Annotated in this window: 13 protein-coding genes; 9 read left to right on the top strand and 4 right to left on the bottom strand. The window is 56.8% G+C overall.

Annotated features, from left to right (window positions below):
* Nucleotides 1-3: 3 nt before the first annotated feature.
* The 3 genes from garK to garL are packed head-to-tail and all read right to left on the bottom strand — an operon-like array spanning nt 4 to nt 2,892.
* Nucleotides 4-1,149 (bottom strand): glycerate 2-kinase, encoded by a 1,146-nt coding sequence (gene garK / locus AAIR21_RS06810; RefSeq protein WP_183516729.1) that lies wholly within the window; start codon nt 1,147-1,149, stop codon nt 4-6.
* Nucleotides 1,150-1,209: 60 nt separating this feature from the next.
* A complete protein-coding gene (gene garR / locus AAIR21_RS06805; RefSeq protein WP_020883565.1) occupies nt 1,210-2,100 on the bottom strand; it encodes a 2-hydroxy-3-oxopropionate reductase in 891 nt (296 codons plus the stop codon).
* A 21-nt stretch (nt 2,101-2,121) separates the two neighbouring features.
* Nucleotides 2,122-2,892 (bottom strand): 2-dehydro-3-deoxyglucarate aldolase, encoded by a 771-nt coding sequence (gene garL, locus AAIR21_RS06800; protein WP_040018767.1) that lies wholly within the window; start codon nt 2,890-2,892, stop codon nt 2,122-2,124.
* A 407-nt stretch (nt 2,893-3,299) separates the two neighbouring features.
* Here garL and garD point away from each other — a divergent pair, with 407 nt between their 5' ends.
* Entirely contained in the window at nt 3,300-4,871 is a 1,572-nt protein-coding gene (gene garD / locus AAIR21_RS06795) for a galactarate dehydratase (protein ID WP_183516730.1), read from the top strand.
* A gap of 34 nt (nt 4,872-4,905) precedes the next feature.
* On the opposite strand, the gene AAIR21_RS06790 is transcribed toward garD, so the two are convergent.
* Nucleotides 4,906-5,715 (bottom strand): DeoR family transcriptional regulator, encoded by an 810-nt coding sequence (locus AAIR21_RS06790; RefSeq protein WP_020883561.1) that lies wholly within the window; start codon nt 5,713-5,715, stop codon nt 4,906-4,908.
* 251 nt (nt 5,716-5,966) lie between these two features.
* On the opposite strand from AAIR21_RS06790, the gene kbaZ reads away from it, so the two are divergent.
* From kbaZ to kbaY, 8 genes are all read left to right on the top strand, one after another.
* On the top strand, nt 5,967-7,262 hold the full coding sequence (gene kbaZ / locus AAIR21_RS06785; RefSeq protein WP_020883560.1) for a tagatose-bisphosphate aldolase subunit KbaZ: 1,296 nt from the start codon (nt 5,967-5,969) through the stop codon (nt 7,260-7,262).
* Nucleotides 7,263-7,281: 19 nt separating this feature from the next.
* Nucleotides 7,282-7,755 carry a PTS N-acetylgalactosamine transporter subunit IIB gene (gene agaV, locus AAIR21_RS06780; RefSeq protein WP_014171751.1) on the top strand — a complete coding sequence of 158 codons (474 nt, stop codon included), beginning with the start codon at nt 7,282-7,284 and terminating at the stop codon, nt 7,753-7,755.
* A 10-nt stretch (nt 7,756-7,765) separates the two neighbouring features.
* A complete protein-coding gene (gene agaW / locus AAIR21_RS06775; protein WP_020883559.1) occupies nt 7,766-8,545 on the top strand; it encodes a PTS N-acetylgalactosamine transporter subunit IIC in 780 nt (259 codons plus the stop codon).
* The gene (agaE, locus tag AAIR21_RS06770; protein ID WP_020883558.1) at nt 8,535-9,413 is read left to right on the top strand and encodes a PTS N-acetylgalactosamine transporter subunit IID; all 879 of its coding nucleotides are present in this window, start codon (nt 8,535-8,537) and stop codon (nt 9,411-9,413) included. Before agaW ends, agaE begins: the two co-directional genes overlap by 11 nt.
* Before the next feature lie 15 nt (nt 9,414-9,428).
* Entirely contained in the window at nt 9,429-9,863 is a 435-nt protein-coding gene (gene agaF, locus AAIR21_RS06765; RefSeq protein ID WP_183516731.1) for a PTS galactosamine/N-acetylgalactosamine transporter subunit IIA, read from the top strand.
* Complete coding sequence (gene nagA, locus AAIR21_RS06760; RefSeq protein WP_183516732.1) at nt 9,860-10,993, top strand: N-acetylglucosamine-6-phosphate deacetylase; 1,134 nt, start codon at nt 9,860-9,862, stop codon at nt 10,991-10,993. Before agaF ends, nagA begins: the two co-directional genes overlap by 4 nt.
* Nucleotides 10,994-11,239: 246 nt before the next feature.
* Nucleotides 11,240-12,388, top strand: coding sequence for an SIS domain-containing protein (locus AAIR21_RS06755; RefSeq protein ID WP_183516733.1), 1,149 nt, complete (start codon nt 11,240-11,242; stop codon nt 12,386-12,388).
* A 12-nt stretch (nt 12,389-12,400) separates the two neighbouring features.
* Nucleotides 12,401-13,273, top strand: coding sequence for a tagatose-bisphosphate aldolase subunit KbaY (gene kbaY / locus AAIR21_RS06750; RefSeq protein ID WP_014171757.1), 873 nt, complete (start codon nt 12,401-12,403; stop codon nt 13,271-13,273).
* Nucleotides 13,274-13,325 lie beyond the last annotated feature (52 nt).

Below are 13,325 nucleotides of genomic sequence, written 5' to 3'. Positions count from 1 at the left end.
CTGTCACCTTTGGGTGTGCATCCCTATCTGCAAAGTGGCGGCGATATTGCGCGAGGCGCGGTAAATATTGTCAAACGCCCCACGGTAAGCCTCTTCCAGCGACTCGACGCGGCTCAGCACGCTGAATACCGCGTCGATGCCATACTGATGCACGACCCCCACATCCCGGGTCAGACTGCCGGCAATGCCGATCACCGGCTTATGGTATTTTTTGGCGATACGGGCGATACCGACGGGCACTTTGCCCTGAATGCTCTGGCTGTCAATGCGCCCTTCGCCCGTCAGTACCAGCGTGCAGTCGTGAATATGTTCTTCGAGGTTAAGTGCCTGGGTGACAATCTCAATACCGCTCTTCAGTTCCGCGCCGAGGAAGGCCATCAGGGCCGCCCCCATGCCCCCCGCGGCACCCGCACCGGGAACCTGTTTCACGTCAATTCGCAGAGATTTTTTTATCACATCGGCATAGTGGCTGAGGTTAGCGTCGAGAGTGAGGATCATCTCCTCTGTCGCCCCTTTTTGCGGGCCAAAGATACGGGAAGCGCCTCTCTCGCCAACCAGCGGATTCGTGACGTCGCACGCGACGTGGATTGTGCAATCTTTTAGCCTGGCGTCGAGGCCGGAGAGATCGACGCTGTTGAGCGCCATCAGGCTGCCGCCGCCATAACCCATTTCAGTGCCGTTGGCGTCGCAGAGCGTGGCCCCCAGCGCCTGCATCATTCCGGCGCCGCCGTCGTTGGTGGCACTGCCGCCAATGCCGATAATGATATGTCGGGCACCTTTATCCAGCGCGCTGAGAATAAGCTCCCCGGTACCCCGGGACGTGGTGACGAGCGGGTTACGTTGGGTGGCCGGGACCAGTGCCAGACCGCTGGCGGCGGCCATCTCAATAAATGCCGTGCTGCCATCGCCGGACATACCCCAGCGGGCGTTAACCTGTTCACCCAACGGGCCCGTGACCCTGGCATACTGTTCTGTGCCCTGGGTGGCGGCGATCATCGCGTCAACCGTACCTTCCCCGCCGTCAGCAACCGGCACCGAAACATAAAGTGCATCGGGGAAAATTTCCCGAAATCCTTTTTCAATCGCCTGAGCAACCCCGGAGGCAGAAAGGCTTTCTTTCCAGGAATCTGGCGCGATTACGATTTTCATAGTTGTCGCCTGTTACCGCACTCGGCAAAAATAGCGGACGCGTTCCCGCGTCCGTTTTTATTAGCGAGAGACTTCCACCTTCGCCAGTTTTTCGTAGTAGCACGCAATCGCGCTGTGGTCGGCAGTGCCCAGACCATCCGCGCGCAGGGCCTGCATCATCTCCATGACGGCGGCGGTCAGCGGCAGCTGCGCGCCCACGCCGTGGGAGGTATCCAGGGCATTCGCCAGATCTTTAATGTGCAGGTCGATTCTAAAACCGGGCTTGAAGTTACGATCCATCACCATGGGCGCTTTGGCATCCAGCACGGTGCTGCCCGCCAGGCCGCCACGGATCGCCTGATACACCAGATCAGGGTTAACGCCCGCTTTGGTGGCCAGCGTCAGCGCCTCCGACATTGCAGCAATGTTCAGCGCCACAATCACCTGGTTTGCCAGCTTGGTGACGTTACCCGCCCCGATATCGCCGGTATGCACCACGGATCCCGCCATGGCTTTCATCAGGTCGTAGTATTTGTCGAAAACAGCTTTGTCGCCGCCAACCATCACCGACAGGGTGCCGTCGATGGCTTTGGGCTCTCCGCCGCTGACCGGAGCATCCAGCATATCGACGCCCTTCGCGTTTAGCGCCTCACTGATTTCACGGCTTGCCAGCGGCGCGATAGAACTCATGTCAATCACCACCAGGCCGGGTTTGGCACCGTCAATGATGCCGTTCTCCCCCAGGGCCACCTCTTTCACATGCGGGGAGTTTGGCAGCATGGTGATAATGACATCGCACTGCTCAGCAATCGCTTTGGCGTTTGCTGCGGTTTCTGCGCCTGCGGCAATCACCTCGGCCACGGCTTGCGGATTATGGTCTGCAACCACCAGGGAGTAACCTGCTTTGATGAGGTTTTTACTCATGGGTTTACCCATGATCCCAAGGCCAATAAAACCCACTTTCAGCGTCATAATTCGTTTCCTCAATGATGGTTATTTTTTAAAGGCGTCCGCTAACTTCTGCGTGGCCGAGCGGAATACGCCGAGGTCGCTACCGACGGCAACGAAGGTCGCTCCCCACTCCAGATAGCGACGGGCATCAGCCTCAACCGGCGCCAGAATGCCGCACGGTTTGCCGTGCGCGTTGGCACGGGCAAAGATGTGCTGAATAGCGCGCTGCACCTCCGGATGACCCGCATTGCCCAGATGGCCGAATGCCGCAGCAAGATCGCTTGGGCCAACGAAGATGCCATCCACACCGTCGGTGGCAGCGATAGCGTCGACGTTATCGACCCCCTGCTGGCTCTCAATCTGTACCAGGATGGTGATGTTGCTGTTGGACTGTGTGAAGTAGTCCGGGACGGTGCCAAACATGTTGGCACGATGGGAAACGGAGACCCCGCGGATCCCTTCCGGCGGATAACGTGTTGACGCCACGGCCTGCACCGCCTGCTCTTCCGTTTCCACAAACGGGATCAGGAAGTTGTAAAACCCAATATCCAGCAGACGTTTGATGATTACCGGCTCGTTGGTCGGGACGCGAACCACCGGCGCGCTATGGCTCCCTTTGAGCGCCATTAACTGCGGAATAAAGGTGCTGATATCGTTCGGCGCATGTTCGCCGTCCAGCACCAGCCAGTCGAAACCGGCCAGGCCCAGTACTTCGGTGCTGATGGGGCTTGCCAGCGCGGACCAGCAGCCAATCTGGATCTGGTGCGCCGCGAGGGCCGCTTTAAACTTATTCGGGAAGATATCATTATTCATCGCGTTTACCTTTTTAATTCCGCAGTCTTATTCAGGTTCATATTTATATTTTCAGACGCAGCGTCAGCGTTATATTTATTTCCTGACTTAATTTAGGCGTTATAAAATCGTCATTCAGTATAATCCTCACGTCATGGCAGCACATTGTTTTAATGCTCAAGCATTGCGTCGTGTTTTGATAATATTTTGAGCATATGCACAACGCGATGGGCGCTGATGCACAGAATCAGGCATTGCTGGCCGGGTGGCATCTGCGCCGGTTTTAAGGAGCGATCGGGATCACATTATGATATCTCGTCTCCTGACATTCTTTATTGACTCAAGCCGCGTCTTTATTTCTGCGATAAGAAAATAAACATCCCCTGGCTGCATTTACTATCAGACATTTTGCTGGAGAATATTGAACAATGGCCGACATTGAAATTCGACAAGCGTCGCCGACGGCGTTCTATATCAAAGTTCACGACACGGATAATGTGGCGATAATTGTTAACGACAACGGTCTAAAAGCGGGCACCCGTTTCCCGGATGGGCTGGAGCTGACTGAACATATTCCGCAGGGGCATAAAGTCGCCCTGGTGGATATCCCGGCCCATGGTGAAATCGTGCGGTATGGCGAAGTTATCGGGTATGCGGTTCGCGCTATTCCTCAGGGGAGCTGGATCGAGGAGTCGCTGGTTGAGCTACCCGAAGCGCCGCCGCTGAACACGCTCCCCCTGGCCACCCGGGTTCCTGAGCCACTGCCCCCGCTGGAAGGGTACACATTCGAAGGGTACAGGAATGCGGACGGCAGCGTAGGCACCAAGAATCTGCTCGGTATCTCCACCAGCGTGCACTGTGTGGCAGGCGTGGTGGATTACGTGGTGAAAATCATTGAGCGCGACCTGCTACCGAAATACCCGAATGTCGACGGCGTGGTAGGTCTGAACCATCTGTACGGCTGCGGCGTGGCCATCAATGCTCCGGCGGCCGTGGTACCGATTCGTACCATCCATAATATCGCCCTGAACCCGAATTTCGGTGGCGAAGTGATGGTCATTGGTCTGGGTTGCGAAAAGCTGCAGCCAGAGCGTCTGTTGCAGGGCACCGAAGATGTGAATGCCATTCCGGTCGACGAGGCCAGCATTGTTCGTTTACAGGATGCGCATCACGTCGGATTCCGTTCAATGGTTGACGATATCCTTCAGGTGGCGGAGCGCCATCTGGAAAAACTGAACCAGCGCCAGCGCGAGACCTGCCCGGCGTCAGAACTGGTGATAGGCACTCAGTGCGGCGGCAGCGATGCGTTTTCAGGCGTCACGGCGAACCCGGCGGTGGGCTATGCTTCGGATCTGTTTGTCCGCTGTGGCGCCACGGTGATGTTCTCCGAAGTGACCGAAGTGCGTGATGCCATCCATTTGCTCACCCCACGCGCCATCAATGAAGAGGTGGGCAAACGCCTGCTTGAGGAGATGGCCTGGTACGATAACTATCTCGACATGGGACAAACCGATCGCAGCGCCAACCCCTCTCCGGGCAATAAAAAAGGCGGTCTGGCGAACGTGGTGGAAAAAGCCCTCGGCTCGATTGCCAAATCCGGCCAGAGCGCCATAGTTGAAGTGCTCTCCCCGGGCCAGCGCCCCACCAGACGCGGCCTGATTTACGCCGCGACCCCTGCCAGCGACTTCGTCTGTGGCACACAGCAGGTGGCATCCGGCATTACGGTACAGGTCTTTACCACCGGGCGCGGCACGCCGTACGGGCTGATGGCGGTACCGGTGATTAAAATGGCCACCCGTACCGAGCTGGCAAACCGCTGGTATGACCTAATGGACATCAACGCGGGCACCATTGCCACTGGCGAAGAGAGTATCGAGGATGTCGGCTGGAAGCTGTTCCACTTCATTCTGGACGTGGCAAGCGGCCGTAAGAAGACATTCTCCGATCAATGGGGATTACATAACCAGCTGGCGGTGTTTAACCCGGCACCGGTGACGTGACCGTTCTCCCCCTCTCCCGAAGAGAGGGGGCAACTTATCCCTTCACCAACACCACATCTATCCCACTCTTACGCAGCCCTTCCAGGCTCTCAGGCGGAATCCCTTCATCGACGATAATCATGTCGATTCTCTGGGTATCGATGATTTTATGCAGGCTCGAACGGTTGAATTTGCTGGAGTCAGTGACCACGATAATACGCTCTGCCACCTCGCACATCCGTCGGTTCAGTCGGGCTTCATCTTCATTGTGGGTACTGACGCCGCGATCGAGGTCGATGGCATCGACCCCCAGAAAAAGCAGATCAAAATGGTAATTCTGTAAGGACTGCTCTGCCTGGTCGCCGTAAAAGGATTGCGACTGGCGGCGCAAGTGCCCACCGGTCATCAGCAGCTCCACCCCTTCCGCTTCCAGTAATGCATTCGCCACGTTCATTCCGTTGGTCATGGCAATCACATCCGTGTGCTGACGCAGCATACGGGCGATTTCAAACGTCGTGGTTCCGGAATCCAGAATAATGCGATGACCCGGCTTCACCAGCGCGGCGGCCGCCTGCGCGATACTGCGCTTAACTGCAGTATTGAGCGAACTTTTGTCCTCCACGGAGGGTTCAGTGCCAGGCGCATTGCCTTCACAAATCAGCGCTCCGCCATAAGCACGAACGGCAATGCCCTGCTTCTCAAGAAACGCCAGGTCGTTACGGATCGTCACCGTGGAAACGCCATATAAATGAGAAAGATCGTTAACCTGCACGCTTCCCTGTGCCCGCAACCGCTGAATGATCTGCTCTCGCCTTTCACTGGTGCCGGTGACGCGCTTCTCCGCGGATGAATCGGTGCTGCTCATGCGAGCTCCTTAATAAATGGTCTTTCGTTTCATTTCGTTTTGTCTATTAACGCCTTTCTTTTATGGGAATGCAAGCCCTGCCTGCTTCCAGTCAGCGCACTCTCTCGTCGCTGAAACCTTTCATTATGTTTCTTTTGTGAAACAGATCGGAAAACCATTATCTTTCGTTTTATTTTTATACCACCATGATGCAGGATTAAATGAAACAAAACGAAAGATGAAAACCATCACCATCCGAAATGGAGAGGAAAGTGAAACATCTGACAGAAATGGTGGAACAACATAAACGGGGGAATGCGAACGGGATTTATGCCGTTTGTTCCGCACATCCACTGGTACTTGAAGCCGCAATTCGTTACGCCCAACTGCATCACACGCCGCTGCTGATTGAAGCCACCTCTAATCAGGTGGATCAATTTGGCGGTTACACCGGTATGACACCCGCCGATTTTCACGGGTTCGTCTGTAAGCTGGCGGAATCCCTTGGTTTCCCGACATCGCAACTGATCCTCGGCGGCGATCATTTAGGGCCAAACCGCTGGCAAAACCTGCCTGCCCGGCAGGCGATGGCGAATGCCGAAGATCTAATCAGAAGCTATGTCGCTGCCGGGTTTAAAAAGATCCACCTCGACTGCAGCATGTCCTGCGAAGACGATCCAGTACCTTTAACCGACGCCATCGTTGCCGAGCGCGCGGCGCGCCTGGCGAAAATTGCGGAGAAAACCAGCCTGGCGCACGCTGATGTCGCTGACCTGGTCTATGTCATCGGTACGGAAGTGCCGGTTCCGGGCGGCGCGCATGAAACGCTCACCGAGCTTGCCGTCACGACCCCAGAAGCCGCGCGTGCCACCCTTGAAGCTCACCGCCACGCGTTCGAGAAAGAAGGGTTAAGCGACATCTGGCCACGCATTATTGGCCTGGTGGTTCAGCCTGGCGTTGAGTTTGACCACGCACACGTGTGTGACTATCAACCGCAAAACGCCGTCGCCCTGAGTCATATGGTTGAAGCTTACGACACGCTGATATTTGAAGCGCACTCTACCGACTACCAGACACCGCAGGCGCTGCGCCAGCTGGTGAAAGATCACTTCGCCATCCTCAAAGTTGGCCCGGCACTGACCTTTGCCCTGCGTGAAGCGTTGTTCTCGCTGGCCGCCATTGAAGAAGAGTTGCTGCCTGCAAAAGCCTGTTCGGGCCTGCGTCATGTCCTGGAAAACGTGATGCTCGATCGCCCCGAATACTGGCAAAGCCATTATCACGGTGATGGCAATGCGCGACGCCTGGCACGCGGGTATAGCTACTCCGATCGGGTGCGCTATTACTGGCCGGACAGCCAGATCGACGAAGCCTTTGCGCGACTGGTACGCAACCTGGCAGACGAACCGATCCCGCTGCCGCTGATCAGCCAGTACCTGCCGTTGCAATACAGCAAAGTTCGCGAGGGTGCTCTCAAGTCGACACCACGGGACCTCATCCTCGACCACATTCAGGACATACTCCAGCAGTACCATGCCGCCTGCGAAGGCGTAACGACTCAAAACGCATAATTAAAAAGAGGAAAGCGCTATGCCAAACATTGTCTTATGCCGCATCGATGAACGCCTGATCCACGGTCAGGTAGGTGTGCAATGGGTTGGGTTTGCGGGGGCCAACCTGGTGCTGGTCGCTAATGATGAAGTCGCTGAGGATCCGGTTCAACAAAACCTGATGGAGATGGTGCTCGCAGAAGGGATCGCCGTGCGTTTCTGGTCGCTGCAAAAAGTGATCGACAACATTCATCGCGCTGCCGAGCGCCAGAAAATTCTGCTGGTCTGCAAATCACCCGCGGATTTTCTGACGCTGGTCGAAGGCGGCGTGCCCATCACCCGTATCAACGTAGGAAACCTGCATTACGCCAGTGGCAAAAAACAAATTGCCAAAACGGTCTCTGTCGATGCGAACGATATCGCCGCATTTAACGGCCTGAAAGCCGCCGGAGTGGAATGCTTCGTTCAGGGTGTTCCGACTGAGACTGCTTTGGATCTCTTTAAACTGCTCTGAGGGATTCACAATGGAAATTAGTCTCTTGCAGGCATTCGCGCTGGGCATTCTCGCCTTTATCGCGGGCCTGGATATGTTTAACGGGTTAACACACATGCACCGCCCGGTGGTGCTCGGGCCGCTGGTTGGCCTCATTCTGGGCGATCTGCACACCGGTATTTTAACGGGCGGTACGCTGGAGCTGGTCTGGATGGGGCTGGCTCCGCTGGCCGGCGCGCAACCGCCAAACGTCATTATCGGCACGATTGTCGGCACCACGTTCGCGATCAGCACCGGTGTGAAGCCGGATGTCGCCGTTGGGGTCGCAGTCCCGTTTGCGGTTGCGGTACAGATGGGGATCACTTTCCTGTTCTCCGTCATGTCCGGGGTGATGTCACGCTGTGACCGCATGGCAGCCAATGCGGACACGAACGGCATCGAAAGGGTCAACTATCTGGCACTGCTGGCGCTCGGTATCTTCTATTTTCTGTGTGCCTTCCTGCCGATCTACTTTGGCGCTGAACACGCGAAAACCGCCATTGATGTGCTGCCGGAACGTCTGATTGACGGCCTCGGCGTCGCCGGCGGCATCATGCCCGCGATTGGCTTCGCCGTATTGCTGAAAATCATGATGAAAAACGTCTATATCCCTTACTTTATCATCGGCTTTGTTGCCGCAGCCTGGTTGAAACTGCCGGTGCTGGCGATTGCCGCGGCTGCGCTGGCAATGGCGCTGATTGACCTGATGCGTAAATCGCCTGAACCGGCGACACCTGCAGCCCAGAAAGAGGAATTCGAAGATGGCATCTAATCAAACTACGCTGCCTGGCGTTTCTGAACACGAAGAGACGCTGCTCACGGGCGTGAATGAAAACGTCTATGAAGATCAACATATTGGTGCCGAGCTGACGAAAAAGGATATTAACCGTGTCGCCTGGCGTTCGATGCTGCTGCAGGCCTCGTTTAACTATGAACGTATGCAGGCTTCCGGCTGGCTGTATGGCCTGCTGCCCGCGCTGAAAAAGATCCATACCAACAAGCGGGATCTGGCCCGCGCCATGAAAGGCCATATGGGCTTCTTCAATACGCATCCATTTCTGGTGACATTTGTCATTGGCATCATCCTGGCGATGGAACGCTCCAAGCAGGATGTCAACAGTATCCAGAGCACCAAGATTGCCGTGGGGGCACCGCTTGGCGGCATTGGCGATGCCATGTTCTGGCTTACGCTATTGCCAATTTGCGGCGGGATCGGCGCAAGCCTTGCCCTGCAAGGCTCCATACTGGGTGCGGTGGTCTTTATTGTGCTGTTTAACGTAGTGCATCTTGGCCTGCGTTTTGGCCTGGCACATTACGCCTACCGGATGGGTGTGGCAGCCATCCCGCTGATTAAAGCCAATACCAAAAAGGTCGGCCATGCGGCTTCCATCGTGGGGATGACGGTCATTGGCGCGCTGGTGGCAACCTACGTACGTCTCAACACCACGCTTGAAATCAAGGCCGGGGATGCGGTGGTCAAGCTGCAAGCCGACGTTATCGACAAACTGATGCCCGCTTTCCTGCCGCTGGTCTATACCCTGACCATGTTCTGGCTGGTTCGTCGCGGCTGGACCCCACTGCGCCTGATCGGTATCACCGTGGTGCTGGGGGTTGTCGGTAAGTTCTGTCACTTCCTGTAAAGCAAAGAGGTCGCAATGTTAGGCATTATTTTGACGGGTCACGGCGGGTTTGCCAGCGGGCTTGAACAGGCGATGAAACAAATCCTCGGCGAGCAGCCGCAGTTTATCGCCATCGATTTTCCTGAAAGCTCCACCACCGCGCGGCTGACCGCGCAGCTTGAACAGGCAGTCAGTGAACTGGACGAGCAGCACGATATTGTGTTTCTCACCGATCTGCTCGGGGGGACGCCGTTCCGGGTGGCATCAACACTCGCCATGAAAAGACCCGGCAGCGAAGTGATTACCGGTACAAACCTGCAACTGTTGCTTGAGATGGTACTGGAGCGCGACGGGTTAAGCAGCGAAGCCTTTCGTCTGCAGGCCCTGGAATGCGGGCATCGCGGCCTGACCAGCCTGATGGATGAGCTGGGGCGCTGTCGTGAGGAAGCCCCCGCTGAGGAAGGGATATGAGTCAGGTGCTGCGCGCGCGTCGTCTGCTGACCGAGCAGGGCTGGCTGGAGGATCACCAGCTACGCATGGAGAGCGGAATTATCACCGCCATCGAGCCGATCCCAGCTGGCGTGCATGCCCGGGATGCCGACCAGCTTTGCCCGGCGTATATCGATACCCACGTTCACGGTGGCGCGGGTGTGGACGTGATGGATGATGCCCCAGAGGTGCTGGACACGCTGGCGATGCATAAAGCGCGTGAAGGCACAGGGGCCTTTTTACCGACGACCGTCACCGCACCGCTGGAGACTGTCCACCGGGCGCTCGCACGCATCGCCCGGCGCTGCATGTCCGGGGGGCCTGGCGCGCAGATACTGGGCAGCTATCTTGAAGGTCCCTACTTTACGCCACAGAACAAAGGGGCACATCCGCCGGCGCTGTTTCGTGAGCTGGATGTCAGCGAACTGGACTCGCTGATTGAAGTATCGCAACACACCCTCAGGGTTGTCGCTCTGGCACCGGAGAAACCCGGTGCGTTGCAGGCCATTCGCCACCTTAAGCAGCGTGGGATACGGGTCATGCTGGGTCACAGCGCCGCGACGTACGATCAAACGCTTGACGCTTTTGAGGCGGGCGCTGATGGGTTAGTGCACTGTTATAACGGCATGACCGGGCTCCATCATCGTGAACCCGGTATGGTCGGTGCAGGCTTGACGGACCCGCGGGCATGGCTGGAACTGATTGCCGACGGGCATCACGTTCACCCGGGTGCTTTGCGGCTGTGCGCCTGCTGTGCCAAAGAGCGGATCGTTCTGATTACCGATGCCATGCAGGCCGCAGGGATGCCCGACGGACGTTACAGGCTATGTGGCGACGAGGTCAACATGCACGGTGGGGTGGTACGCACCGCTTCCGGTGGGCTTGCAGGCAGCACGCTGTCTCTCGATGCCGCCGTGCGCAATATGGTGGCGCAGGCGGGAATAACGCCAGCGGATGCGATCCATATGGCCTCGCTGCACCCTGCCCGCTTGCTGGGTATTGATCGCCAGCTCGGTTCATTAAAACCGGGCAAGCGTGCCAATATGATTGCGCTGGATGAAGGTTTCCACCTTCAGCAGATCTGGATCCAGGGTTTGGTTCTCCCCCTTTAGACCTTTCATTGTCCCGTTATTGGGCCTTGCGGCAAGCGATCGCAAGGTCTTTCTTTTCCTTTCCTTAATCATTGCCTTTTCTTTGCCGATCACACTTTTCGTTTTATTTCTTTTCTTTCGTTGAACTTTCGATTTCTTTTCTATAGATTTTATTTAACTGCTTAAGTGAACAAGTGAAACGAAACGAAAGATAGCGACACGTTTGCCAGCGTCTGATGTGGAATTCACACGACTAAGGACTGAGTTATGTCAGAAACCAACACTACCGCCACCACCGGCACATGGACCGAAGAAGAGATCCGCCAGCAACCCGCCAGCTGGATCCGCTCACTCAACAATATCGATAACCTGCGCGCGTCGATCGATAACTTCCTGACGCCGCTGCTGCGCAAGCGCGAGTTGCGGATCGTGTTGACGGGGGCTGGCACCTCGGCCTTTATCGGCGACATCATTTCGCCCTGGCTCGCCAGCCACACCGGGAAAAACATTACCGCCGTACCGACGACCGATCTGGTCACGAATCCGATGGACTACCTGAGCGCCGCACACCCGCTGCTGCTGGTGTCGTTTGCCCGTTCCGGCAATAGTCCGGAAAGCGTAGCCGCCGTTGAACTGGCAAACCAGTGTGTGCCGGAGTGCTACCACCTGTCGATCACCTGTAATGAGGCGGGAAGCCTTTATCAGACCGCGGTAAACAGCGATAACGCGTATGCGCTGCTGATGCCTGCCGAAACACACGATCGCGGGTTCGCGATGACCAGCAGCATTACCACCATGATGGCAAGCTGCCTGGCAGTCTTCGCCCCGGAAACGATCAACAGCCACACCTTCCGCGATGTGGCCGATCGCTGCCAGACGATCCTCACGTCACTGGGCGATTTCAGCCAGAGCGTCTTTGGCAACAATCCGTGGAAAAGGATCGTCTATCTGGGAAGCGGGGGGCTGCAGGGGGCCGCTCGTGAATCGGCGCTGAAGGTGCTGGAGCTGACGGCAGGCAAGCTGGCGGCGTTCTACGATTCCCCAACCGGTTTCCGTCATGGCCCTAAATCGCTGGTGGATCGCGAAACGCTGGTGGTGGTGTTTGTCTCCAGCCACCCCTATACGCGGCAGTACGATCTGGATCTGCTTGCTGAGCTGCGCCGCGATCGTCAGGCCATGCGCGTGGTGGCCATTGCCGCCGAAACCGATCCGGTCATTGAGGCAGGCCCGCATATCCTGCTGCCCCCTGCCCGCACGTTTATCGATATGGAGCAGGCCTTCTGCTTCCTGATGTACGCCCAGGTCTTTGCCCTGTCCCAGTCACTTCGTGTGGGCAATACCCCGGATACACCGTCCGCCAGCGGCACGGTTAACCGTGTCGTGCAGGGCGTCGTTATTCATCCGTGGCAGGCTTGAGAGGATCCGATCATGAGTATTATTTCGACAAAATATCTTCTGCTGGACGCCCAGGCGAAAGGCTACGCCGTACCGGCGTTCAACATCCATAACGCGGAGACGATCCAGGCGATCCTCGAAGTGTGTAGTGAAATGCGATCGCCGGTGATCCTCGCGGGCACGCCGGGCACCTTTAAGCACATTGCCCTGGAAGAGATCTACGCCCTGTGCAGCGCGTACTCCACCACCTACGACATGCCGCTGGCGCTGCACCTCGATCATCACGAATCACTCGACGACATTCGTCGCAAAGTTAACGCGGGTGTGCGCAGCGCGATGATCGACGGCAGCCACTATCCGTTTGAGCAAAACGTAAAGCTGGTGAAATCAGTGGTCGACTTCTGCCACCTCAACGATTGCAGCGTTGAAGCCGAACTGGGCCGCCTGGGCGGCGTGGAAGATGACATGAGCGTGGACGCTGAAAGCGCGTTTCTGACCGACCCGCAGGAAGCGAAACGCTTCGTTGCGCTGACCGGCGTCGACAGCCTGGCCGTGGCCATCGGAACCGCTCACGGTCTTTATACCAAACGGCCAAAAATCGACTTCCGACGGCTGGCTGAAATCCGCGACGTGGTGAGCGTACCGCTGGTGCTGCACGGGGCGAGTGATGTGCCGGATGACGATGTTCGCCGCACCATAGAGTTGGGCGTTTGCAAAGTGAACGTGGCAACCGAGCTAAAAATTGCGTTCTCTGGCGCCGTTAAGGCCTGGTTTGCCGAGAACCCGCAGGGCAACGATCCACGTTTCTACATGCGGGTTGGTATGGATGCCATGAAAGACGTGGTCAGAAGCAAAATCACCGTGTGCGGCTCGGCGAACCGATTGCTGCTCCCGGCGGAAGCCTGATCTCATCGCATAGAACATCAGTAACTCAAAAATAACTATAAGCCTCGCAAAT

It is taken from the genome of Enterobacter sp. PTB (assembly GCF_051130085.1).
GTDB lineage: Bacteria > Pseudomonadota > Gammaproteobacteria > Enterobacterales > Enterobacteriaceae > Enterobacter > Enterobacter ludwigii.
Note: the sequence above shows the minus strand (reverse complement) of the source record. Positions and strands in the feature narration are given on the sequence as shown.